The sequence below is a fragment of the Pseudomonas sp. ANT_H4 genome (assembly GCF_008369295.1).
Taxonomy (GTDB): Bacteria; Pseudomonadota; Gammaproteobacteria; order Pseudomonadales; family Pseudomonadaceae; genus Aquipseudomonas.
The window spans coordinates 56,009-79,420 of the sequence record NZ_VOBG01000023.1; the positions used below are offsets into that span (position 1 = coordinate 56,009).

At 56.6% G+C, this 23,412-nt stretch carries 19 protein-coding genes; 11 read left to right on the forward strand and 8 right to left on the reverse strand.

Features of this window, described 5'->3' with window-relative positions:
• Positions 1-63: 63 nt before the first annotated feature.
• Both FQ182_RS23380 and xthA read right to left on the reverse strand, forming a co-directional pair.
• Positions 64-1,404: a substrate-binding domain-containing protein gene (locus tag FQ182_RS23380; protein ID WP_149413985.1), complete on the reverse strand. Its 1,341-nt coding sequence runs from the start codon at positions 1,402-1,404 to the stop codon at positions 64-66.
• A 104-nt stretch (positions 1,405-1,508) separates the two neighbouring features.
• On the reverse strand, positions 1,509-2,321 hold the full coding sequence (gene xthA, locus FQ182_RS23385; RefSeq protein WP_149413984.1) for an exodeoxyribonuclease III: 813 nt from the start codon (positions 2,319-2,321) through the stop codon (positions 1,509-1,511).
• A 198-nt stretch (positions 2,322-2,519) separates the two neighbouring features.
• On the opposite strand from xthA, the gene FQ182_RS23390 reads away from it, so the two are divergent.
• The 7 genes from FQ182_RS23390 to FQ182_RS23420 all read left to right on the forward strand — a co-directional run bounded on the left by FQ182_RS23390 (position 2,520) and on the right by FQ182_RS23420 (position 13,453).
• Positions 2,520-3,170: an N-acetyltransferase gene (locus FQ182_RS23390; RefSeq protein WP_149413983.1), complete on the forward strand. Its 651-nt coding sequence runs from the start codon at positions 2,520-2,522 to the stop codon at positions 3,168-3,170.
• Between the two features lie 64 nt (positions 3,171-3,234).
• Positions 3,235-4,962, forward strand: coding sequence for an autotransporter assembly complex family protein (locus tag FQ182_RS23395; RefSeq protein WP_149413982.1), 1,728 nt, complete (start codon positions 3,235-3,237; stop codon positions 4,960-4,962).
• Positions 4,962-8,633: a translocation/assembly module TamB domain-containing protein gene (locus FQ182_RS23400; protein ID WP_149413981.1), complete on the forward strand. Its 3,672-nt coding sequence runs from the start codon at positions 4,962-4,964 to the stop codon at positions 8,631-8,633. Before FQ182_RS23395 ends, FQ182_RS23400 begins: the two co-directional genes overlap by 1 nt.
• 154 nt (positions 8,634-8,787) lie before the next feature.
• Complete coding sequence (locus FQ182_RS23405; protein ID WP_149413980.1) at positions 8,788-9,261, forward strand: MarR family winged helix-turn-helix transcriptional regulator; 474 nt, start codon at positions 8,788-8,790, stop codon at positions 9,259-9,261.
• Positions 9,258-10,709, forward strand: a complete 1,452-nt coding sequence (locus FQ182_RS23410) for an efflux transporter outer membrane subunit (protein ID WP_149413979.1) — start codon at positions 9,258-9,260, stop codon at positions 10,707-10,709. Before FQ182_RS23405 ends, FQ182_RS23410 begins: the two co-directional genes overlap by 4 nt.
• A 15-nt stretch (positions 10,710-10,724) precedes the next feature.
• Positions 10,725-11,924, forward strand: a complete 1,200-nt coding sequence (locus tag FQ182_RS23415; protein WP_149413978.1) for an HlyD family efflux transporter periplasmic adaptor subunit — start codon at positions 10,725-10,727, stop codon at positions 11,922-11,924.
• Positions 11,924-13,453, forward strand: a complete 1,530-nt coding sequence (locus tag FQ182_RS23420; protein WP_149413977.1) for a DHA2 family efflux MFS transporter permease subunit — start codon at positions 11,924-11,926, stop codon at positions 13,451-13,453. The genes FQ182_RS23415 and FQ182_RS23420 overlap by 1 nt, the downstream gene beginning before the upstream one ends.
• Before the next feature lie 72 nt (positions 13,454-13,525).
• Here FQ182_RS23420 and lpxH read toward each other — a convergent pair whose 3' ends face one another.
• Together lpxH and FQ182_RS23430 are read right to left on the reverse strand one after the other, a co-directional pair.
• The gene (gene lpxH, locus FQ182_RS23425) at positions 13,526-14,275 is read right to left on the reverse strand and encodes a UDP-2,3-diacylglucosamine diphosphatase (RefSeq protein WP_149413976.1); all 750 of its coding nucleotides are present in this window, start codon (positions 14,273-14,275) and stop codon (positions 13,526-13,528) included.
• Positions 14,272-14,778: a peptidylprolyl isomerase gene (locus FQ182_RS23430; protein WP_149413975.1), complete on the reverse strand. Its 507-nt coding sequence runs from the start codon at positions 14,776-14,778 to the stop codon at positions 14,272-14,274. The genes lpxH and FQ182_RS23430 overlap by 4 nt, the downstream gene beginning before the upstream one ends.
• 247 nt (positions 14,779-15,025) lie before the next feature.
• Between FQ182_RS23430 and FQ182_RS23435 the strand changes: the two genes are divergently transcribed.
• The 4 genes from FQ182_RS23435 (at position 15,026) to FQ182_RS23450 (ending at position 20,302) form a co-directional block, all read left to right on the forward strand.
• Complete coding sequence (locus FQ182_RS23435) at positions 15,026-16,723, forward strand: glutamine--tRNA ligase/YqeY domain fusion protein (protein ID WP_149413974.1); 1,698 nt, start codon at positions 15,026-15,028, stop codon at positions 16,721-16,723.
• Positions 16,724-16,766: 43 nt separating this feature from the next.
• Positions 16,767-18,149 carry a cysteine--tRNA ligase gene (cysS, locus tag FQ182_RS23440; protein ID WP_149413973.1) on the forward strand — a complete coding sequence of 461 codons (1,383 nt, stop codon included), beginning with the start codon at positions 16,767-16,769 and terminating at the stop codon, positions 18,147-18,149.
• 455 nt (positions 18,150-18,604) lie between these two features.
• Positions 18,605-19,414 carry a glycosyltransferase gene (locus FQ182_RS23445; protein WP_149413972.1) on the forward strand — a complete coding sequence of 270 codons (810 nt, stop codon included), beginning with the start codon at positions 18,605-18,607 and terminating at the stop codon, positions 19,412-19,414.
• 84 nt (positions 19,415-19,498) lie between these two features.
• Positions 19,499-20,302 (forward strand): 2OG-Fe(II) oxygenase, encoded by an 804-nt coding sequence (locus FQ182_RS23450; protein ID WP_149413971.1) that lies wholly within the window; start codon positions 19,499-19,501, stop codon positions 20,300-20,302.
• Positions 20,303-20,771: 469 nt separating this feature from the next.
• Here the strand turns inward: FQ182_RS23450 and FQ182_RS23460 are convergent, their stop codons facing one another.
• The 4 genes from FQ182_RS23460 to FQ182_RS23475 all read right to left on the reverse strand — a co-directional run.
• On the reverse strand, positions 20,772-21,230 hold the full coding sequence (locus tag FQ182_RS23460) for a hypothetical protein (protein WP_149413970.1): 459 nt from the start codon (positions 21,228-21,230) through the stop codon (positions 20,772-20,774).
• A 136-nt stretch (positions 21,231-21,366) separates the two neighbouring features.
• Positions 21,367-21,819, reverse strand: coding sequence for a hypothetical protein (locus FQ182_RS23465; RefSeq protein WP_149413969.1), 453 nt, complete (start codon positions 21,817-21,819; stop codon positions 21,367-21,369).
• An 80-nt stretch (positions 21,820-21,899) separates the two neighbouring features.
• Complete coding sequence (locus tag FQ182_RS23470) at positions 21,900-22,316, reverse strand: hypothetical protein (protein ID WP_256666323.1); 417 nt, start codon at positions 22,314-22,316, stop codon at positions 21,900-21,902.
• Positions 22,316-23,412, reverse strand: a 1,097-nt coding sequence (locus FQ182_RS23475) for an RHS repeat domain-containing protein (RefSeq protein WP_178114511.1), incomplete at its 5' end; no start/stop codon positions are given. The genes FQ182_RS23470 and FQ182_RS23475, both read right to left, overlap by 1 nt.

The window sequence follows — 23,412 nt, forward strand, 5'->3', positions numbered from 1 at the left end:
GGCCTCTGTGGCAAGGGGGCAAGCCCCCTCGCCACAATAGTCCTGACGAGTCACCTCAACATCTCAATAAACCCAAACCTCCACCCGCCGATTCTTGATCCTTCCTTCATCCGCCGTATTCGCCGCCACCGGCATCTGCGCGCCAAACCCACTAATATCGCGCAACACCACCCCACTTTTGACCAACTCCCGACGCACCGCCATCGCCCGTAACTTGGAAAGCAGGGCGGCCCGTTGCGGATCATTCTTCGCATCACCAAACCCTACCAGAGTTACCTGCTTGTCGAGCTTGCCGTGGCTTCTCAGGTAAGCCAACACCCGCATCAGGTCCTGGCGTGCCTTGCTATCGAGGCTGGCGCTGCCCTCCTCAAATCGAAAATTCACCGTCAGCCGCTGGGCCTGTCGGGCAATCGCCTGATAGCCCTCGGGCATTGCTACGCGGGGCTCGACTGTGATGGCCTGGACCTGTTGCGCGATAAAACCATTGGCAGCAACGATAGCCTGGCCCTTGGCACTTTGGGCGAAGTTCACCAGCGCCTCGGCCCAGGGATTCTGCTTGCCGGGCGGCAGGTAAAAGAACAGTCGGCGTGACAGTGGGTAGTCTTCGGTGGCAATCAGGCTGCTCAGCGGGAGCATGGGGTGTGATTCGCCATCGCTGATGGCCACTGCCTTGGCCTGGCGTACATAGGGCAGGCCAATAAAACCGATGCCTTGGGGGTCGTGGCTGACGGTATCGGACAACTGCTCGCTGGACTCGAAGCGTTTGGCCGTGCCGTCGAGAATTTTGCCTCGGCGGCTGAGCACCAGTTCCTTAAAGGTGTCGAAGGTGCCGGATTGATCATCCCGAGCGTACAGATGAATCGCGCCACCGACGCCACCCAACGCTTCCCAGGTACTGACTTCACCACTGAAAACCTGCGCCAGTTGCTCAGTGTTCAAAGTGTTCAGCGGGTTGTGGGGATGAAGGATGATCGCCAAGCCATCAATGGCGATCACCTGTTCGGCATTGGAGCTTTTCAAGTCGCCCAGGGGTTCGAGGTCCACCAGTTCGCGATCCTTGATCGGGCGCGAAGATGCCGCCAGGTCGGCACTGGCGTTTTTTAGGGCAGTAAACCCGGTGCTGGAGCCGTGGGCGGCAATCTCCACCGTGACCCGGTGGCCTTGACGGGTTTTGCCAACGATGCGCTGCTCGTTGGCTTTGTCGTTGGGTTCACTGTGCACGTCCTGCAGACCCTGTTGCTCCATCAAACCCTTGACCAACGCCGGACCCAACGCCGCGCCAATGGTATTGGAACCCTGGATACGCAAGGCCGGGCCGTGTTCGGGAAAGGGGAGTTGCGCAGAAAACGCGTGGAGGGGCAGGGTGCTGCAAATTGCCAGCAGGTACAGAACGCGCAGCATCATGCCGGCACCTTCTCAAGCCAAAGGGAGTGCCGGGAGATTAAGTCAGGAAGGTTGCATAAATATGACTGCAGGAGCGAGCAAGCTCGCTCCTGCAAGGGAGGGTCTCAGCTCAGTTCCAGCCAGATCGGCGCATGGTCGGACGGCTTTTCCATGCTCCGCAGATCGTAATCCACACCCGCCGCCTTGACCCGGGGCAACAATCCGAGGGACGTCATGATCAAGTCGATGCGCAGCCCACGCTTGGGTTCGTCTTCAAAGCCACGGCTGCGGTAATCGAACCAGCTGAAGCGATCGGCCACGTCCGGGTTCAAGTGTCGGAAGCTGTCGACCAATCCCCAGTTCTTCAAGCGCGCCATCCACTCACGCTCTTCCGGGAGGAAGCTGCACTTGCCGGTTTTGAGCCAGCGCTTGGCGTTATCGGCGCCGATGCCGATGTCGCAATCTTGCGGGGAAATATTCACGTCGCCCATCACCACCAGCGCTTGGTCATTACTGAACTGCGTCTCCAGCAACTGTTGCAGGTCATTGTAGAAACGCTGCTTGGCCGGGAACTTGGTGGGATGGTCGCGGCTTTCACCCTGTGGGAAATAGCCGTTCATGATGGTGATCGGGTTGCCATTGCCGTCGGCGAATGTGCCCCAGATAAACCGCCGCTGGGCGTCTTCTTCATCACCGGCAAAACCTTTGTGCAGCGCCAGGGGCTCCTGGCGCGAGAGCAGGGCGACACCGTAGTGGCCTTTCTGCCCGTGGTAATACACGTGATAACCCAGGGCCTGGACCTCGGCCAATGGGAACTGGTCGTCATGGACCTTGGTTTCCTGCAAGCCGATCACGTCCGGCTGGTGTTTCTCGATCAGCGCCGCCAACTGATGAGGGCGGGCGCGCAGCCCGTTGATGTTGAACGAGACGATTTTCATGGTCGGCAGTCCTAGCAAAAGTGCGATGCTAGCCGACAAGTCGGACGGGAGCCAGCGTGGCGGTAGGACAGATGCACTGCTAATGTCCTTCAAGGTGCCGCATGCAGGGAACGAGTGAGCCGTCGCGGGCTCGTACTACAAGAGCGCAACCTTTCGAGTAGCGCCTATTTGAGTTGCGTCCAGGGGAGATACACCGTTATGCCTGACACCTCGACTGCCATCGCCCAGATTCATATGCTCGACAGGGGCTATTCCCGCGAAGCCCGTTCCCTGTTGTACCAGGCCTACCGTCATGAGCCGACCTTCGCCTACATCTTTGAAGCCGAGCGCTCCGGATATGAGCAGCGCGTGCGCGCCACGGTACGCGAGCTGGTCAAGCAGCACTTCTTCCAGAACTTGCCAGCCATCGGCCTGCTGGTCAACGACCGGTTGATCGGCATCGCCCTGATCGCGCCGCCGCAACGACGCCTGGGTATCACGGAAAGCTGGGCCTGGCAGTTGCGCATGTGGCTGAGCACCGGTGTGCGCGGTACCCGACGCTATCTGGAATACCATCAGGCAGTGCTGGCGTGCCTGCCGTCGGAGTCGGTGCATGTACTGCCGTTGCTGGGAATTCACCCGCAATTTCAGGGTAAGCACTTTGGCGAACAGTTGCTTGAGGCGGTGCATAACTGGTGCGCCGAAGACCCCAACTCCACCGGCGTGGTACTGGACACCGGTAATTCGCGCTACCTGGACTTTTACAAACGTCAGGGTTATGAAGAAATTGGCGAGGTCGCTGTAGGACCTATTCGTGAACACGTGTTTTTTCATCCGAATCCACAGGCGTTACAGGCAGCAACGGTTTAAGACAGAATTATTCAGACAAATCCGGGTTCTAAGATGTTCCCAAGCTCGTGTAGCATCCGCGCCTATGAAGTTTCCCGGAAAATTTACCAGCGGCTTGATTCTACTGTTCACAAGCTGCGGCGCGTTGGCGCAAAGCGAATTGGACGTACGGATCAAGCCTTCAAACGACGCGCTGAAAGCCAACATCGAAGGCTATATTGGCGGGGTGGGCGATCGTGACGAAGAAGCCTTGTTGCGCTTCAGTCGTGGTGCCGAAGAGCAGGCCCGCAAGGCCGCCCAGGCGCTGGGCTTTTATCAGCCGCAGATCGCCAGTGACGTCACGGGCGGCAAAACCCCACGCCTGATCCTCACCATCGACCCCGGCGAGCCGGTGCACTTGCGCAATGTGACCATTCGCGTCGACGGCCAGGCTGCCAGCCTTAAATCCTTTCGTGTGCCTGACAGCAACGAACTCAAGCCCGGTGCAGTGCTCAACCATGGCAGCTACGAAGACGCCAAGCGGCTGATCCAGAACCAGGCTTCCCGTTACGGTTTTTTCAGTGGCCGCTTCACCAGCCAAAAACTATCGGTCGACCCCCAGGCGGGCGTGGCCGATATCGACCTCGTCTACAACAGCGGCCCGCGCTACACCCTGGGCAAGGTCAGCTTTGCTGGCGACGCGCCGTTCGATGAAGACCTGTTGCAGCGCATGGTGCCGTTCCAGAGTGGCGCGCCCTACGATTCCGAATTGATCGCCGAACTCAACCAGGCCCTGCAATCCAGTGGCTTTTTTGAAGGCGTGCGTGTCGATGCGGCACCTGCTGCTGCGGCCAATGATGTGATTCCAGTAGCGGTCCAGTTGGAAACCCGCAAGCCGCGAACCATGGGCCTGGGCCTGGGCTTTTCCACGGACGTCGGCCCACGCGGCAAAGCCAACTGGACCCGCCACTGGGCCAATTCGCAGGGGCACAGCTATGGCTGGGAGGCCGAATTGTCGGCGCCTAGGCAGAACGTCGGTCTGTGGTATGACATTCCGCTTGACCCGCCGCTGACCGACAAACTGCGTTTCGCTGGTGGCTATCAAAATGAAGAACTGTCGAACACCGACACCCTGAGTAAATTGCTCACCTTCGGCCCTGAATGGCACAGCAAGTTGCCCAGTGGCTGGACGCGGGTGATCTCCCTTAAGTGGCAGCGCGAAGAGTATCGCCTGGGGGATGACTCGGGCCTGAGCAATCTGCTGATGCCCGGCGTCAGCTATTCCTACCTGCGCAGTGACAACCGTATCGATCCCCATAACGGCTATCGCCTGCAATTTGATGCCAAGGTCGCCAAGGAGGGCTTGGGCTCTGACACCAACCTGCTTTACGGCACGGCGATGGTCAAAGGCTTGACCACCCTATGGGACAACCACCGCTTCCTCGCCCGGGCGCAGTTCGGCGGCAGTACCACCAACGGCTACAAATCAGTGCCGCCGTCTCTGCGCTTTTTTGCCGGTGGCGACCAGAGCGTGCGCGGCTATGAGTACCAGACCCTGTCGCCGGAAAACTCCGAGGGCGATCGCATCGGTGGCCGCTACATGGTGGCTGTGAGCGCCGAGTATCAATACTCCATCGCCGAAAAATGGCGAATTGCGACCTTTATCGACCAAGGTAACTCCTTCAACAGCCTGGAACTGCCGAGCCTGAAAACCGGCGTCGGCGTTGGTGTGCGTTGGGTATCGCCGGTAGGGCCGATCCGCCTCGACCTGGCCCATGCCCTGGAAGACCCGGGCGGCATTCGTTTGCACTTTTCCATGGGGCCTGAGCTGTGATGCGTGGTTTGAAAATAGCGGGGCTGGCCGTTCTTGCGGTTTTTGCGGTGTTGTTTCTGGCGCTGTGGGCGGTGCTGGGCACGCAAGTTGGCAGTCGCTGGGTGCTGAATCAAGTACCGGGTTTGACTGTCGACAACTTCCAGGGTCGCCTGGGCGGGCAATGGAGCGCTGATCATCTCCTGTGGCAGCAAGACAGCAGCCGGGTGGAACTCAATGCCCCCAGGTTCGACTGGTCACCTGGGTGCCTGATGCGCATGACGTTGTGCATTGATCAGCTGGACGTGGAACAAGTCAGCCTGCAATTTCCCCCCAGCACCGATGAAAGCAGCGCCCCCATCAGCCTGCCGGAGTTAAAACTGCCGTTGGCGATCCAGCTGGGTGACGTGCGCGTCGGCCGCCTGTTGTTCAACGGCAGCGAAGAACTCAAGGGCTTGCAACTGGCAGCCCACTGGACTGCCGAGGGGATGAAAATCGACTCGGTGCACTTGCAGCGGGATGACCTGACCCTGGAGTTGTCCGGTTTGCTGCAACCGATTGGCGATTGGCCGTTGAGTGCGACCGGCAACCTGAGTTTGCCTTACGCTCCCGGTGGCGCACCTTGGGCCATTGCGCTCAAAGTCGATGGCGACTTGCTCAAGACCCTCAAGCTCGATGCCGACAGCAGCGGCTATCTGCAAGGCAAACTCAGCGGCGAGCTGCAACCCCTGGTGGAAAACCTACCAGCGCAAGTGCACATCACCGCCGACGGCTTCAAGGCCAGCGCTGATTTGCCCGACACCCTGCAACTCAATCAGCTTGATCTCACCGCCAAGGGCGACCTGAGCAGTGGCTACCAACTGCTGGGCAAAGCCGTCCTGCCGGCGGAAAAAGGCCCGGTGGACTTGCTTCTGCAAGGCCGCGTCGACGCCAAGGGTGCACAGCTCGCGGGCCTGGACTTGAACGCCGCAGACAAGCAAAGCCTCAAATTAAGCGCTCAACTGGATTGGCAGCAAGGCTTCAGCGCCGACGCCAAGATCCACTGGCTGGACTTTCCCTGGCATCGCCTCTACCCGCTGATCGACGAACCCCAAGTGGTGTTGCGTACCTTTGACGGCGAAGTCTTCTACAAGGACGGCAACTACCTGGGCAACTTCAAGGCCGACCTCGATGGCCCGGCCGGCAAGTTCAGCCTGGTCAGCCCGTTCAGCGGCGACCTCAAGCAAGTGTTCCTGCCGCAGTTGAAACTGGCCGCCGGCCAAGGCAAGGCCGAAGGGCACCTGAACCTGCAGTTTGCCGATGGCATTGCCTGGGATACCGCGCTGGACCTGTCGGCAATCAATCCGGCGTACTGGGTCGCGCAATTACCGGGCACTCTGGCCGGCCCATTGCGCAGCAAAGGCGAAATGAAGAACGGGCAGCTTAAGCTGAACGCCGATCTGGACCTCAAGGGCCGTTTGCGCGGCCAGCCAGTGGTGTTGCAGGCCAAGGCCGACGGCGCGGGCGAGCAATGGACCCTCGGCGCCCTGGATATTCGCCTGGGTGACAACCGCATCAACGGCAGCGGCAGTTTGCAACAGCGCTTGGCCGGGCAGATCGACATCAAGCTGACGCGCCTGGCCCAGCTGTGGCCGCAACTGCGCGGGCAGGTCAACGGTCGCCTCGATGTCGCCGGCACGTTGAAAGCGCCTCAGGGCAAGCTCAATCTGTTGGGCCAGCAATTGGCGTTTGAAGACAATCGCCTGCAAAACCTGTCCCTGGATGCCAGCCTCGACACCGCCCAACGGGCAAAAATCGACCTCAAGGGCAGTGGCATTCAGGCCGGCGAAACCCAGGTCGGGACTTTCACCGCCAGCGCCCAGGGCGATATCAAAAGCCAGAAAGTGCAAGTGGACCTCGTCGGCCCGCTGGTCAAACTGGCCCTGGCCCTGGACGGCAATCTCGACAAAGGCAACTGGCGCGGCCGGCTGGCCAGCGGTGACGTACAAGCCGGTGGGCAGGATTGGAAGCTACAGGCTCCGGCGAAAATCGAACGAATGGCTGATGGCAAGCTGACCCTTTCCGCTCATTGCTGGGTCTCCGGAGCGGCCAGTTTGTGTGGCGAAGATCAGCGCTTGATGCCCGAGCCCAAGCTGCGTTACCACCTCAAGCAATTCCCCATCGACAGCCTGGCGCAATGGCTGCCCAAGGATTTCGCCTGGCAGGGCAAACTCAACGCGGACGTGCAACTGGATCTGCCGGCCAGTGGCCCCAAAGGTGTGGTCTCGGTGGATGCCAGTGGCGGTACCTTGCGGGTCAAGGACAAGGATCAATGGCTGGACTTTCCCTACGACGCGTTGACGTTGGAGACCACCCTCAATCCCAAGCGCATCGACACCCAACTGAATTTTCGGGGTGGCAAGCTGGGCGAGTTGTTGTTACAGGCCCAAATCAATCCATTGCCGAAGAACAAACCGTTGACCGGCAATTTCAGCCTGATCGGCCTGGACCTGGCGGTGGCGCGGCCGTTTGTACCGATGGTTGAGAAGCTCAACGGCAAACTCAATGGTAACGGGCGAATCTCCGGCAGCCTCCTGGCGCCCCAGGTCAACGGCAGCGTCAACCTGATCGGCGGCGAAATCTCCGGCCCTGAATTGCCCACCAGCTTTGAGGGCCTGAACATCCAGGCCTTGATCGCTGGCGAAAGCGTGCAACTCAACGGCGGCTGGCGCAGTGGCAAGGCCGGGCAGGGCACGGTCAAAGGCCAGATCGACTGGGGCCACACCCTGGCCGTGGACATCAGCCTGCAAGGCACGCACCTGCCGGTCACCGTCGAGCCCTATGCGGCCCTGGAAGTGGCACCCGATCTGAAGATCACCATGAACAACGATAAGCTGGCCATCTCCGGCAAGGTGCAGATTCCCAAGGGCGAGATCATCGTGCGTGAACTACCGCCGTCGACGGTCAAGGTCTCCGATGACACGGTGATCGTCGGCAGCCAGACCGAGGAGGGCAAGCCGCCGTTGGCGATGGCCATGGACATCGACGTGGTAGTGGGCGAGGACAAATTGAGCTTTGCCGGGTTCGGCTTGACGGCCAACCTGCAAGGCCATGTACACATCGGCGATAACATGGACACCCGTGGCGAACTGTGGCTCAACGATGGCCGTTATCGTGCCTACGGCCAGCGCCTTACCGTGCGCCGTGCACGGCTGTTGTTTGCCGGTCCCCTTGATCAGCCGTACCTGGACATCGAGGCCATCCGCCAGACCGACGATGTAATCGCCGGTATCCGCCTGAGCGGCAGCGCTGAACAACCCACTACGCAAATCTTCTCGGAACCGGCCATGAGCCAGGAGCAGGCGCTGTCCTACCTGGTGCTGGGGCGCCCGCTGACTACCACCGGCGAAGACAACAACATGCTGGCCCAGGCGGCGCTGGGCCTGGGGTTGATGGGTAGCGCCGGGGTGACTTCGGACATTGCCAAGAACCTGGGAATCCAGGACTTTGAACTCGACACTCAGGGCAGTGGCAACAACACCGCCGTGGTGGCCAGCGGCAAGATCTCGGAAAAGCTCAGCTTGCGCTATGGCGTCGGGGTGTTTGAACCGGCCAGTACCATTGCGCTGCGTTACTTGCTGAGTAAAAAGGTTTACCTGGAAGTGGCCAGCGGTGTGGCCAGTTCGCTGGATATCTTCTACAAGCGGGATTTCTAAACCCCAGCCCTTGTAGGAGCGAGCCTGCTCCTACAAGGGATAATCATCTATCCGCCTTATACAAAGCACCCTAACTATTTGTTTGACATTTGCTGCCTAGGCAGTAATATCTTGTCATACATTCACTGCCTAGGCAGTTAATAGGTAGGTCTCGATGAAACACTTCACCCCCGAAAACCTCCACAACTGCCACCTCGGCCTCCTGTTGGGTCGCGCCGCCTTGCTCAAGGACCGCATCATCGACACCCATATGGAACCCCACGGCATCACTGCCGCGCAGTTCAAGGTGTTGATCATCATGGCCCAGTTCGGCGTCGATACCCCGGCGCAGCTATGCGCGCACCTGTCCCTGGACAGCGGCTCCATGACTCGCATGCTCGACCGCCTGGAGCAAAAAGACCTGCTGGCGCGCAAGCGCTCCGAACAGGACCGGCGCCAGGTGCAACTGGTGCTGACGCCGGAAGGGCAGAGCCTGGCGGACATGCTCCCGCACATCGGGGCGCAGGCTTTGAACCAACTAGCGGGGGCCCTGGAGCCGGGGGAATTGAAAACCCTGGAACATATTTTGAAGAAGATTCTGATAGCTGCGGGTGATCCCATCACCCTTCAGCGGGTAGGTAACTCATGAATGCTCGCGCCCTTTGCCTCGTGCTAATGGCTATGAGCATGGCCGGTTGTGCCAACTTCAGCGGCCTGGACACCCAAGGCAAAACGATCGAAGCCAATAACCTGCAAGCGGGTAAATCCCTCAGTGGCGTGCTCCTGTCGCCGGCCGCCTGGCCAAAAAACGACTGGTGGAAAAGCCTCGGCGACCCACAGCTCGACGGCCTGATCCAGGAGGCTCTGCGCGACAGCCCTGATATGCAAGTGGCCAGCGCCCGAGCCCATCAGGCCGAAGCAGCGGCCTACGCCGCAGACGCCGCACGCATGCCAACCCTGGATGCCAGCGCCGGTATTAGCCGTTCGCGCCTGGCCAAGGATCAGGACCCGTTGGGCCGGGGTGATGCCTACGCCACCGTGCGTAACGTCGGTGCCAGCTTCAATTACAACTTCGACCTGTGGGGCGGCCAGCGTGCTGCCTGGGAAGCGGCATTGGGCCAGGCTCGCGCCGCCGAAGTCGACCAGCAGGCCGCGCAGTTGACCCTGGCCGCCGACGTGGCGCGGGCCTACAGCGATCTTGGTCAGGCCCATATTCTCCATGACCTGGCCAACGACGACCTCAAGCGTACGCGGCAGATGCTCAACCTGAGCAAGCGCCGCCTGAGTTCCGGGATCGACAGCCAGTACCAATACCAGCAAACCGAAAGCCTGCAAGCCAGCTCCGAGTCGCAATTGATCGACGCCGAGAAAAAGCTGCAGAGCGCGAAAATCGCCCTGGCAGTACTGCTAGGCAAAGGCCCGGACCGTGGCAACGAGCTGACCCGCCCGAATGTGCTGACACCCAGCGCAGTCGCCGTGCCTTCGGTGCTGCCAGCCGAACTGCTGGGCCGGCGTCCTGACCTGGTGGCCGCCCGTTGGCGAGTAGAAGCGGCGAGCAAGAATATCGTCGCCGGCAAGGCCAACTTCTATCCCAACCTCAACCTGAGCGCTAGCGCCGGGGCTGAGTCGTTACTGGGAGATGCCATGTTCGGTTCCGCCAGCCGCTTCTTCAACATCGCCCCCACTGTGTCCCTGCCGATTTTCGACGGCGGCCGTCTGCGTGCCGATCTTGATTCCCGAGACGCCGACTACGACCTGGCGGTGGCCCAGTACAACAAAAGCCTGGTGAAAGCGTTGGGGGATGTCAGCGACAGCCTCTCGCAACTGCGGGACATCGGTCGGCAGATCCAGGCTCAGCAACACGCCACGGACATTGCTCAGGATTCCTACAACACCGTGGTTCAGCGTTACGGCTCAGGTATCGGTAATTACCTGGACGTGCTCAGCATCGAACAGCAACTGCTGCAGGCCCAGCGCCAGTTGGCCAGCCTGAATGCCGAGCAAATCGATCTTTCGATTCAATTGATGCAGGCCCTGGGTGGTGGTTTTCACACCGCTAACGTGGCGTCGACCACTCCTGCCACGCGCACTGAATAATTCAAGGTACTTGTCATGGCCACTGCCCAAACAACCGACACCACAGAACAACCCAACGACAGCAACCCGCGCAAACGCAAAATCATGCTGCTGGGCCTGGCACTGATCGTCATCCTCGGCATCGTGGGCGTCTGGGGCTGGCATGAACTTTACGGGCGCTGGAGCGAAAGCACCGACGACGCCTACGTCAACGGCAACGTGGTGGAAATCACCCCGCTGGTCACTGGCACCGTGGTCAGCATCGGCGCCGACGATGGCGACCTGGTTCACGAAGGCCAGGTGCTGATCAACTTCGACCCCAACGATGCCGCCGTCGGCTTGCAAAGTGCCCAGGCCAACCTAGCGCGCACCGTGCGCCAGGTACGGGGTTTGTACAGCAATGTCGACGGCATGAAAGCCCAGGTCCTGGCGCAGAAAGCCGAAGTGCAAAAGGCCCAGGACAACTACAACCGTCGGAAAAACCTGGCCCAGGGCGGGGCGATTTCCCTCGAAGAACTGTCCCATGCCCGTGACGACCTGACCTCGGCGCAGAATGCCCTGGCCAACGTCCAGCAGCAGTTCAAGACCTCCAGTGCGCTGGTGGATGATACAGTGATTTCCTCCCATCCAGACGTGCAGGCCGCCGCTGCGCAACTGCGTCAGGCCTACCTGAGCAACGCCCGCAGTACCTTGATCGCGCCGGTCACCGGTTATGTGGCCAAGCGCACTGTGCAACTGGGCCAGCGTGTGCAGCCGGGTACCGCGCTGATGGCGGTCATTCCGCTGGACCAGTTGTGGATCGACGCCAATTTCAAGGAAACCCAACTGCGCCAAATGCGCATTGGCCAGCCTGTGGACATCGAAGCTGATATCTATGGCAGCGACGTGAAGTACAGCGGCACCATCGACAGCCTAGGCGCCGGGACCGGCAGTGCCTTCGCCTTGCTGCCGGCGCAGAACGCCACCGGCAACTGGATCAAGATCGTGCAACGGGTGCCGGTGCGGATCCATATCAATGCCGAAGAGTTGGCCAGGAATCCTTTGCGAGTCGGCTTGTCGACCCTGGTCAATGTCGATCTGCACGACCAGAGCGGCCCGGTACTGGCGCAACAACCGCCGCAAAAAGCCTCGTTCAGCACCAACGTGTACGACCGTCAGTTGGTCGAAGCCGACGCGATGATCACCCAACTGATTCATGACAACAGTGTGGCGGCTCCCAAGGCAGCGCAGCGCTAATGAGCAATAACGCCTCCTTCACGCCGCCCAGCTTGCTGATGGCCACCATCGGCCTGTCCCTGGCGACCTTCATGCAGGTGCTCGACACCACCATCGCCAACGTGGCGTTGCCGACCATTTCCGGCAACCTTGGGGTGAGTTCGGAGCAGGGCACCTGGGTCATCACCTCGTTCGCCGTCAGCAACGCTATTGCCTTGCCGTTGACCGGCTGGCTGAGCCGCCGTTTCGGTGAGGTTAAGCTGTTTTTGTGGGCCACCATCCTGTTCGTGCTGGCCTCGTTTCTCTGCGGCATCTCTACGTCGATGCCTGAGCTGATCGGTTTTCGCGTGCTGCAAGGCCTGGTGGCAGGGCCCTTGTACCCGATGACCCAGACGTTGTTGATCGCGGTCTATCCGCCGGCCAGGCGCGGCATGGCCCTGGCGTTGCTGGCGATGGTCACGGTGGTGGCGCCGATTGCAGGTCCCATCCTCGGCGGCTGGATTACCGACAGCTACAGCTGGCCGTGGATCTTCTTTATCAACGTGCCCATCGGCATCTTTGCGGTAATGGTGGTGCGCTCGCAGTTAAGGAAGCGGCCGGTGGTCACCAGTTACCAGCCGATGGACTATGTCGGGCTGTTGAGCCTGATTGTGGGGGTCGGCGCCTTGCAGATCATCCTCGACAAGGGCAACGACCTGGACTGGTTCGAGTCGAACTTCATCATCATCGGCGCGGTGATCTCGGTGGTTGCCCTGGCGGTGTTCGTGATCTGGGAAATGACCGACAAACACCCGGTGGTCAACCTGCGGCTGTTTGCTCATCGCAACTTCCGCATCGGCACTATCGTATTGGTGTTTGGCTACGCGGGGTTCTTTGGGATCAACCTGATCCTGCCGCAATGGTTGCAGACCCAGATGGGCTACACCGCTACCTGGGCAGGCCTGGCCGTGGCACCGATCGGTATTTTGCCGGTGTTGATGTCGCCGTTTGTCGGCAAGTACGCCCACAAGTTCGACCTGCGGCTGTTGGCCGGGCTGGCATTCCTGGCGATTGGCCTGAGCTGCTTTATGCGTGCCGGCTTCACCAATGAAGTGGACTTCCAGCACATCGCTCTGGTGCAGCTGTTCATGGGCATCGGTGTGGCGCTGTTCTTTATGCCGACCTTGAGCATTCTGATGTCCGACCTGCCGCCGCACCAGATCGCCGATGGCGCGGGCCTGGCGACCTTCCTGCGGACCCTGGGCGGCAGCTTTGCGGCGTCGCTGACTACCTGGATCTGGATTCGCCGGGCGGACCAGCATCATGCCTACATGAGCGAGAGCATGAGTACCTACGACTCTGCGACACGAGATGCCCTGAATACCTTGGGCGGTGCCAGTCACCAAGCGTATGCGCAGTTGGATCAGATACTGACCAGCCAGGCGTACATGATGTCCACCGTGGATTACTTCACGTTGATGGGGTGGATGTTCATGGGATTGATTCTGCTGGTGTGGTTAGCCAAACCGCCGTTTACCGCGAAGGCGGGGCCGGCGGCGAGCGGACACTAGGTTCGGTGTTTTAACACTGTGGCGAGCGGGCTTGCCCGCTCGCCACAACAAGCCCGCTCATCACAGGGATATTCAGCTTCCAGGCAACGCCAACTGCGGATTCACAAAATCAAACGCCGCCAACTGAAATCCTTGCTCATCCACCTGCAACGCCCAACCCTGCTTGTCCCAATCCCCCAGCACAATGCGCTTGGCCGCTTGATCGCCAATCTGCAACTTGTGAATGGCCGGGCGATGGGTATGCCCATGCACCAGCGTGTGCACGCCAAACGCCTGCATCACCCGCGGCACTTCCTCGGGCGTCACATCGACAATATCGTTGGCTTTCATCCGCGTATGGGCACGACTTTCACTGCGCAGCTTGCGCGCCAGTTTGTGCCGGGCGCCCAAGGGCAGGTGACGCAGGATAAACAGGGTAATGGGGTTGCGCAGGATGCGCCGCAGCTTCATATAGCCGACGTCGCGGGTGCAGAGGCTGTCGCCGTGCATCAATAGCACTGGCTCGCCATAAAACTGCACGACAGTGGGGTCCTTGAGTAAGGTGGCGCCTGCAGCTTTGCAGAACACCTTGCCCAGCAGGAAATCACGGTTGCCGTGCATCAGAAAAATCGGGGTGCCGCTGTCGCTCAGCTCACGCAGAGCCTCGCAAATAGAACGCTGGAAGGGCGTCATCGCATCGTCGCCAATCCAGGCTTCGAAGAAGTCCCCCAGAATGTACAACGCGTGCGCGGAGCGAGCGCGACCTTTCAGTAAATCCAGAAACGCCCGGGTAATGTCCGGGCGCTCCTCTTCCAGATGCAAATCTGAAATCAGCAGTATCACGCTTCGATGATCTCGGCTTTCTCGACGATCACGTCTTCTGCGGGTACGTCCTGGTGGCCGGATTTCATGGTGGTGGAAACACCCTTGATCTTGTCCACGACGTCGGTGCCTTCAACTACTTTGGCAAATACCGCGTAGCCCCAGCCCTGAGTAGTCTTGGCGCTGTGGTTGAGGAAGCTGTTGTCTGCCACGTTGATGAAGAACTGAGCGGAGGCCGAATGCGGCTCCATGGTACGAGCCATGGCGACAGAGTACTTCACGTTGGGCAGACCGTTGTCCGCTTCGTTCTGGATGCTTGGGCGCTTGTCTTTCTTTTCTTTCATGCCCGGCTCGAAACCGCCGCCCTGGACCATGAAGTTGCCGATGACACGGTGGAAAACCGTGTTTTCGTAGTGGCCTGCTTTAACGTATTCGATGAAGTTGGCAACGGTAATCGGTGCTTTCTCAGCGTTCAGTTCCAGAACGATGTCGCCATGGTTGGTGGTCAGTTTGACTTGAGTCATGTTCGCTACTCTTTCAAGGAATTCGTGGGTTCGGGCGTTTTTGGCGCCGCTACCTGTTTGGCCAAACGACGGCCAAGGTGCGCAGTTTAGCGTGACCTGCAGGAATTTCGAGGTGGTTTTTTACCGCCCATGCAATAAATGAAGCAGTTTTTGGCCGCGCTCTGTCAGGTGATTGACAGCATCGGCTATGATAAGCCCTTTGTTTTAGGCCTACCCCGGCCACGTACTTCGTCTGTTCAAGGATCCTATGAGCAAGCCCACTGTCGACCCTACCTCGAATTCCAAGGCCGGACCTGCCGTCCCGGTCAATTTCCTGCGCCCGATCATCCAGGCGGACCTGGATTCGGGCAAGCACACGCAGATCGTCACCCGCTTCCCGCCAGAGCCCAACGGCTACCTGCACATCGGTCACGCCAAGGCGATCTGTGTCAACTTCGGCCTGGCCCAGGAGTTCGGTGGCGTCACGCACCTGCGTTTCGACGACACCAACCCGGCCAAGGAAGACCAGGAATACATCGACGCCATTGAAAGCGACATCAAGTGGCTGGGCTTTGAATGGTCCGGTGAAGTGCGCTATGCCTCGCAGTATTTCGACCAGTTGTACGCCTGGGCTGTCGAGCTGATCAAGGCCGGCAAGGCCTACGTTGACGACCTGAGCCCGGAGCAAGCCAAGGAATACCGTGGCAGCCTGACCGAGCCTGGCAAGAACAGCCCGTTCCGCGACCGTTCGGTTGAAGAAAACCTGGACTGGTTCGCCCGCATGAAAGCCGGCGAGTTCAAGGACGGCGATCGTGTACTGCGAGCCAAGATCGACATGGCCTCGCCGAACATGAACCTGCGCGACCCGATCATGTACCGCATCCGTCACGCTCACCACCACCAGACCGGTGACAAGTGGTGCATCTACCCCAACTACGATTTCACCCACGGTCAGTCGGACGCTATCGAAGGCATCACCCACTCCATCTGCACCCTGGAGTTCGAAAGCCACCGTCCGCTGTACGAATGGTTCCTCGACAGCCTGCCCGTACCGGCGCATCCGCGTCAGTACGAGTTCAGCCGCTTGAACCTGAACTACACCATCACCAGCAAGCGCAAGCTCAAGCAACTGGTCGATGAAAAGCACGTCTTCGGTTGGGACGACCCGCGCATGTCCACGCTGTCGGGTTTCCGCCGCCGTGGCTACACGCCAAAATCGATCCGCAACTTCTGCGACATGGTTGGCACCAACCGTTCCGACGGCGTGGTGGACTTCGGCATGCTGGAATTCAGCATCCGTGACGACCTCGACCACAGCGCACCACGCGCCATGTGCGTGCTGCATCCGCTGAAAGTTGTGATTACCAACTACCCGGAAGGCCAAGTCGAGAACCTCGAACTGCCGTGCCACCCGAAAGAAGACATGGGCGTGCGGGTATTGCCGTTTGCCCGTGAAATCTACATCGACCGTGCAGACTTCATGGAAGAGCCGCCAAAAGGCTACAAGCGCCTGGAGCCCAACGGCGAAGTGCGCCTGCGCGGTAGCTACGTGATCCGTGCCGACGAAGCGATCAAGGACGCCGATGGCAACATCGTCGAGCTGCGTTGCTCCTACGATCCGGACACCCTGGGCAAGAACCCTGAAGGTCGCAAGGTCAAGGGCGTGGTGCACTGGGTGCCGGCTGCGGCCAGCATCGAATGCGAAGTACGCCTGTACGATCGTCTGTTCCGTTCGGCCAACCCTGAGAAGGCCGAAGACAGCGCCAGCTTCCTGGACAACATTAACCCTGACTCGCTGCAAGTTCTTACAGGTTGTCGTGCTGAGCCATCACTTGGTAATGCACAGCCGGAAGACCGTTTCCAGTTCGAGCGCGAAGGTTACTTCTGCGCGGATATCAAGGACTCGAAACCTGGTCAGCCGGTATTCAACCGTACCGTGACCTTGCGTGATTCGTGGGGCCAGTGATCATGCAGGCCTGACCGGCTTTGCATAGAGAGAAGGAATTGTTGTGCTAACGATCTACAACACGCTCAGCAAGAGCAAAGAAGTCTTCAAGCCTTTGGATGGCAACAAGGTGCGCATGTACGTCTGCGGCATGACCGTGTACGACTACTGCCATATCGGCCACGGCCGCAGCATGGTTGCCTTTGACCTGGTGACCCGCTGGTTGCGTTTCAGCGGTTATGACCTGACGTATGTGCGCAACATCACCGACATCGAAGACAAGATCATCAACCGCGCCCGCGAGAACGGCGAGCCGTTCGACGTGCTGACCGAGCGCATGATCACCGCGATGCACGAGGACGAGGCGCGCCTCAACATCCTCAAACCGGACATGGAACCCCGCGCCACGGATCATATCCCTGGCATGCTGACCATGATCCAGGCCCTGATCGACAAGGGTTACGCCTACGCCCCGGGCAATGGCGACGTGTACTACCGCGTCGCCAAGTTCATGGGTTACGGCAAGCTGTCGCGCAAGAAAATTGAAGACCTGCGTATCGGTGCGCGGATCGAAGTCGACGAAGCCAAACAGGACCCACTGGACTTCGTCTTGTGGAAAGGCGTCAAGCCCGGCGAGCCGAGCTGGGAGTCACCATGGGGCGCCGGGCGTCCGGGCTGGCACATCGAATGCTCGGTGATGTCCACCTGCTGCCTGGGCGAGACCTTCGACATTCATGGCGGTGGCAGCGACCTGGAGTTCCCGCACCACGAAAACGAAATAGCCCAAAGCGAAGCGGCCACCGGCAAGACCTACGCCAACGCGTGGATGCATTGCGGCATGATTCGCATCAATGGCGAGAAGATGTCCAAATCCTTGAACAACTTCTTCACCATCCGCGATGTGCTGGAAAAGTACCACCCGGAAGTTGTGCGTTACCTGCTGGTGTCGAGCCACTACCGCAGCGCCATCAACTACTCGGAAGACAACCTCAAGGACGCCAAGGGCGCCCTGGAACGTTTCTACCACGCGTTGAAAGGCCTACCGACCGTTGCTCCTGCTGGCGGCGAAGCGTTCGTTGAGCGTTTCACCCAAGTGATGAACGACGACTTCGGCACGCCGGAAGCCTGCGCGGTCCTGTTCGAGATGGTGCGTGAGATCAACCGGCTGCGCGAGAGCGATATTGATACAGCGGCCGGTTTGGCGGCGCGCTTGAAAGAACTAGCCAGTGTGCTGGGCGTCCTGCAAATGGAAGCCGATGACTTCCTGCAAGCCGGCGCTGAAGGACGCGTTGATGCCGCTGAAGTGGATGCGCTGATTCAGGCGCGTTTGACTGCCCGGGCTAACAAGGACTGGGCTGAGTCTGACCGAGTTCGTGACCAACTGACTGCGATGGGTGTGGTGTTGGAAGACGGGAAGGGTGGGACGACTTGGCGGTTGGCTGATTAGGGTTGATTGCCCGCTGAATGAAAACGCCCCGACTGGTTCGGGGCGTTTTTGTGTGAGTTTTGGGGGGACTTGCCTGTGGCTTTTCTTGTAGCAACCTAGATGTTGGGCTCAATTAGAATGAGGCGCTCCCAGCGCGCGCCGAGTCGTTTTTGCTCCTGGATGGCTTATGTACGCTCAGCTCACTCATTCCCAAGAAGCTCGCCTAGCCAGCCTTCTGATGTAACAAACTAATTCACGGATATTTACCTACAGAGTAGATCCTTATACGATGACGGCTGACTCTACTGCTCTCCATCGGGTCGGAACACGCTATGGTTGTTCAGTGTATGGCAAGGCGACTTAATAAGTGGTGTTTTGTAGTTTCACAAAATATCGCGCAGGCATATAAGCAGCACAGCTGCATGCGGGTCCGATCATTTCTATACTTACCTATAATACTATTGAGTGTCTGAACGATGAGCAGTACTGATTTACTAGTCGACGACTCTAAACTATTCAGTATAGTTATAGTAAACTACAAGACGCCAGAAATTACCAAAATATGCTTGGACTTATTGCGCAAGCATGTGGGTGGTAGCAACGTCCCAATATGGGTGGTTGATAACTACTCTGCCGATGAGAGTACCGAGTATTTGCGGACACTTGACTGGATCAACTTAATCGAGCGTACTGCTCCTGAACCAGAACCGGGCCATATTGCGCATGGCAAAGCACTTGACATGGTTTTGGAGCGAATTGAAACTGATTATTTATTCCTGATGCACACCGATACGTTTGTTTTCGATAAAAACGTTTTCTCGATGATGCTAAATAAATGTATTAAAAACCCCAAAGTCGTAGCCGTCGGCTGTGTAGAACAATTAAATCGTGGCGCCGCGAGAACCCTTTGGCGCTTTAGCTCGCGACTCTTCAAACACCATTTCAGACACCTGAAAGTTTCCCTGGGATTACGTTCCAGAGAACCAAAGCCGTACAAGGAAGTCTACTTGAAGAGCTTTTGTACGTTGTGGAACTGCAAACTTGTCAAGCAGCACGGCATGCATTTTTCGATGGATGATCGTGTGCCTGGCTATACCCTCCAAGACCGCATGACCGAGCTTGGCTATGTCATTGAAATGTTATCGCCACGTAAAATTTTCAGCTACCTAGATCACATTCAGGCCGGTACTGTTGCAGCAGCTGGTGGCTATGGAGAGACTCATAGACGAACCAATATGTACAACAATATCCTTAAGCGTATGAACAAGAAAGACAGCAATAGTTAAGCTTCGAAGCCGCACGGCGAGTAGTGTGTGCGACACTGTTTGAGTGTCATCCACAGGTCTTTATATTAAGTTATTGGAGCGGTAATGGCACCCATCACTCAAGCACTACCCATCACCCTCTCCCCAGAGCTTGATTTCGACCAGAACATCGCCAGTGCTTTTGGTTGTTCACTGGCCAGTCGCTATATCCAGGCTACGCCATTTCCACATATAGTAATCGATGGTTTTTTACAGGCAGACCTGATTGCGAGTATCTGCTCGCACTTCCCAGTCGAGCCGACTAACAACGAAATGCTCTACGAGCGCGGCTATAAAGGCCAGCGTAAACGTCAAATAAGTCCCAACGAATGCGCCCCATTTTTGAAGACTCTTTTCAACGCGTTTAACTCGGCCCCCATGTTGCAGTTTCTTGAAAAACTCACGGGCATCGAAGGTTTGATCCCCGATCCCTATTTCACCGGTGGCGGGCTGCATGAAACAAAAAGTGGTGGTTTTCTGGGGGTGCACTCAGACTTCAGGCTCAACAAGAAACTTAATGTTGAACGCAGGCTGAATGTCATAATTTACCTGAATGAGGACTGGCAAGAGGAATACGGCGGCAATTTGGAACTTTGGGATGTCGACATGAAGAGGTGTCTTGAAAAAGTCCTGCCAATTTATAACCGCTGCGTCATTTTTAACACAGACAAAGATAGCAATCATGGGCACCCAGAGCCATTGACAACGCCGGAGCACATCACGCGCAGGTCTATAGCGCTTTATTACTATACCGCACAAACTATGGCGGTCGATCCTGAGCAAAGAAACAAAACCCATTACAAACCAAGGCCAAAAGATCGGTTAAGTCTCAAATATTATATTAATAAACTGATCAAGAGGAAGAACTAAACTATATTGCTAGGGAAGGTCTGAAGTATGGGTGGGGGGAATATAGTTGTCCCGTTTAGGGGCTGGCGTCTATAAAGAAGCAGCCCGGTGCGTACAAAAATCATGTTGCTCCTGGATGTTGTTGGTTATGTTGTTTTCATCATAATCAAAAATATAGACCAGTTCCCCGTCAGGCTGGCCCATTTTGAGTTCATATGCAACAAGTCCGTTTGACATGTGTGATGATATTCCAGAAGTATGTACGTTGACTTTTGCGCCCTTGCATAAAAATTTTGTGTCTTTAAAGTCTGCTCTTAGTCGGCCAAGGCAGTCATATATGTCGCTGGCTGTATAAGTTTTCTTGAGTCCGTTATCTAGCAAGAGGGTTAGAACTAATTTGCCACCCTCGTATTCTATTGTCGAACTTCCGCGAGTATTATTTTTGATGGTGATGATTACTACCGATTTTATGGTTGTTTTCTGTTGGTGTTTAGTGGTGTGTGTTTCTCTCGGCGCCTACTGACGCTAGCCAATTTTTATAGGATTCCGTCTGTTCTTGCGGGTTGTTTGTCAGGTTGTGTTCTTCATGATCAAATATATGAACCATATCTTCCCGTGTAGGACGTTTTCCCATGGTTAGTTCATATGCAACCATGCCGCCGCTCATCTGTGAGGCCATGCTTGAGGGTCTGACGTTTATTTTTGCCCCTTTGCAAAGAAATTTTATATCAGGGAAATCTGCCCTAACTTTTGCCAGGCAAATATATATATCTCCGCCGGAGTAAACTTTTTTAAAATTCTCCGCCTCGGAAAACGTTAGTTTTATATGCGCCGAGTCATATTTGAAGGTGACGTATTTTTCTTCGTTGTCTATTATGGCTTTGATTTTTTTTGTTTTGCTGTTTGGATTCGGGGTTGAGTAGTCTGCGCAGCTGTCATCACGCTTCATAGGTGTCTCCCCTAAGATATCTTCTGTATTGATTTTGCTCTGTGTCGGCATTGCAGCTAGGCAGTCCCCTGAGAATTGACGCGTCGTCAAGTTTGCTTGTGACGTGCTCATGCCATAGAAATTCCATGTCGGATTACTATTTTTCACGGTTCGTAAGACTGTCCGGTAAATATAGGTAGTTGAATTTTTCATAATCCTCCGCACCTAATGATGTCAGCCACTTTCTAAAGAAAACGATCTGTTCTTGAGGGTTGTTTGTCAGGTTGTCTTCTTCGTAATCAAATAGATGAACTATGTCTTCTTGGGTGGCTTGCTTGCCTAATCTCATTTCATATGCGACAAGTCCCGCGCTCATTTGAGAGGCCATCCTTGAAGGCATAACATTTATTTTTGCGCCCTTACATAAAAATGTGATGTGAGGGAAATCCGCTCTGACTTTCGCTAGGCAAACATAAATGTCTTTTCCTCGGTGGACTTTTTTAAAGTTGTCAGCTTCGGAGGACGTCATTGTAAGGTTCGCAGGGTCGTACTTTACAATCACCTCGATTTTTTGATCGTTGATTATTGCTCTTATTTTTTGCGTGTCCATTCTATTTCCTATTCGAAAGCGTAAAGGGGCATATTTATTTTGTTCCTTGTCGTGTAATTAGGTTTGTCATTTTTTGTTGCTCACCATTGAGAAGGTGTTTCGAGACTGGCCGAGTAAAGTTCTTCCTTCCAGTAAGTCTGAGCTAGTAGGTAAACGTCTTTTAGAAATTCTCTTGGGCTGTCGAGTTCATACCACTCATTTCTTGGCCAAGAAATGTGCTCATCTTCATCTATTTCAAATAGGCCTTGAAAATCATAATTCTCGTCATCTAAAGCGTTTTTTAAAGCCTCTGTCAACGTATGTTTATGTCTATAAGAAAGGTAATTTAAATTTAAGGCGTAATTTTGTATGAGCGTCTTTCTGTCTTCCTTATTGTTGGGGTCGTATTTTTCGAGCTCTTGCCCAAGATTGTGCTCGCGGTCGTATACATCAAAAACACCTATAAACCACATAAGGCTTGGGTCGAATGGATCATTTAAGAAAGGGTCTTTTAGCATTATTTTTTCTCGCTAGGGAAAGCGGTAAATGGTCTCGTGCTGTCGGCTTTGTCAAATTTAACTTCGAGCCAGTTTAGTTGCTCATTGTAGGTAGGGTTCTGCTTATCTTTTTTATTCGGTCGGTAACCACGTCCTGAATTAGGCTGCTCTAATCTGACTATGGGGTTTTTTTGCTGATCCTTCCCTGTGAAAGGATCCAACCCAAGCGATGTCCGAGTGATAGCTTTGTTTATTGCATTCAGCTGTAATCGCCAACTGTTGAACTGGGAACTTAAATTTCCTTTTGCACTCGGTTTGCGCTGCCCGGTGCTTGGATCAGTTCCATCTATCGTACGCTGCTTTAGCGCTGTTTTAGGAACTTCAGGACTATGTTTTTCAATAGTGTGCATGTCATATCGCTTTTGAATAGCTTCAACGCGTCGTTTTGCATTCGCCTCGCCGAGTTCGTCAATACGAGCTTGTCGTTCGGATCGTGACAGTCTAGGTAAAGCCGGCTCCCCCTCATCAACGTTTGCCTTTGTCGTTGGGTCGTCAGCCCCTGCGCCTGGCTTACACCTATCCCCACCCGGACACGAATTCAACCCCAACGGATCCACCCACCCCGTAGGGTTGGGCACGTACTGGTATCCGTTCAGCCCGCCCGCCAGTTTCACCGGGTCGGGCGTCAGGTAGCGGCCGTTGTCGGGATTGTAGTAGCGATGGCGGTTGTAATGCAGCCCGCTTTCTTGATCGAAGTACTGGCCCTGAAAGCGCAGCGGGTTGTTGACGGTGTTAACGTCAAGCTTCGCGATTTGGCCGTAGGCGCGGTAGTGGGCGGACCAGACGATTTCCCCGTCGGGATTCGTCAGTTCCTGGGGTGTGCCGAGGTGGTCGAGTTGGTAGTGGAAGGGTTTGACGTTGTTCGGGCCAAAACCTTCAAGCAGGGCTAGCGGGCGGAAGCTGTTGGGCTCGTAGATGTAGCTTTGGTGGTGATCGGCGCTGTGTTCGGCGATCAACGTGTCGCCTTGCCAGAAGAATTCGGTGGTTTGGCCGTTGAGGGTTTTGGCTATGCGCCGACCAAACGGGTCGTAGCGGTAGCTGGCGTGGGTGCCGTCGG

Coding starts and splice junctions, on each gene's coding strand:
- FQ182_RS23380 (WP_149413985.1), bottom strand. CDS start 1,404: ATGATGCTGCGCGTTCTGTACCTGCTGGCAATTTGCAGCACCCTGCCC.
- xthA (WP_149413984.1), bottom strand. CDS start 2,321: ATGAAAATCGTCTCGTTCAACATCAACGGGCTGCGCGCCCGCCCTCAT.
- FQ182_RS23390 (WP_149413983.1), top strand. CDS start 2,520: ATGCCTGACACCTCGACTGCCATCGCCCAGATTCATATGCTCGACAGG.
- FQ182_RS23395 (WP_149413982.1), top strand. CDS start 3,235: ATGAAGTTTCCCGGAAAATTTACCAGCGGCTTGATTCTACTGTTCACA.
- FQ182_RS23400 (WP_149413981.1), top strand. CDS start 4,962: ATGCGTGGTTTGAAAATAGCGGGGCTGGCCGTTCTTGCGGTTTTTGCG.
- FQ182_RS23405 (WP_149413980.1), top strand. CDS start 8,788: ATGAAACACTTCACCCCCGAAAACCTCCACAACTGCCACCTCGGCCTC.
- FQ182_RS23410 (WP_149413979.1), top strand. CDS start 9,258: ATGAATGCTCGCGCCCTTTGCCTCGTGCTAATGGCTATGAGCATGGCC.
- FQ182_RS23415 (WP_149413978.1), top strand. CDS start 10,725: ATGGCCACTGCCCAAACAACCGACACCACAGAACAACCCAACGACAGC.
- FQ182_RS23420 (WP_149413977.1), top strand. CDS start 11,924: ATGAGCAATAACGCCTCCTTCACGCCGCCCAGCTTGCTGATGGCCACC.
- FQ182_RS23430 (WP_149413975.1), bottom strand. CDS start 14,778: ATGACTCAAGTCAAACTGACCACCAACCATGGCGACATCGTTCTGGAA.
- FQ182_RS23435 (WP_149413974.1), top strand. CDS start 15,026: ATGAGCAAGCCCACTGTCGACCCTACCTCGAATTCCAAGGCCGGACCT.
- FQ182_RS23445 (WP_149413972.1), top strand. CDS start 18,605: ATGAGCAGTACTGATTTACTAGTCGACGACTCTAAACTATTCAGTATA.
- FQ182_RS23450 (WP_149413971.1), top strand. CDS start 19,499: ATGGCACCCATCACTCAAGCACTACCCATCACCCTCTCCCCAGAGCTT.
- FQ182_RS23460 (WP_149413970.1), bottom strand. CDS start 21,230: ATGAAGCGTGATGACAGCTGCGCAGACTACTCAACCCCGAATCCAAAC.
- FQ182_RS23465 (WP_149413969.1), bottom strand. CDS start 21,819: ATGGACACGCAAAAAATAAGAGCAATAATCAACGATCAAAAAATCGAG.
- FQ182_RS23470 (WP_256666323.1), bottom strand. CDS start 22,316: ATGCTAAAAGACCCTTTCTTAAATGATCCATTCGACCCAAGCCTTATG.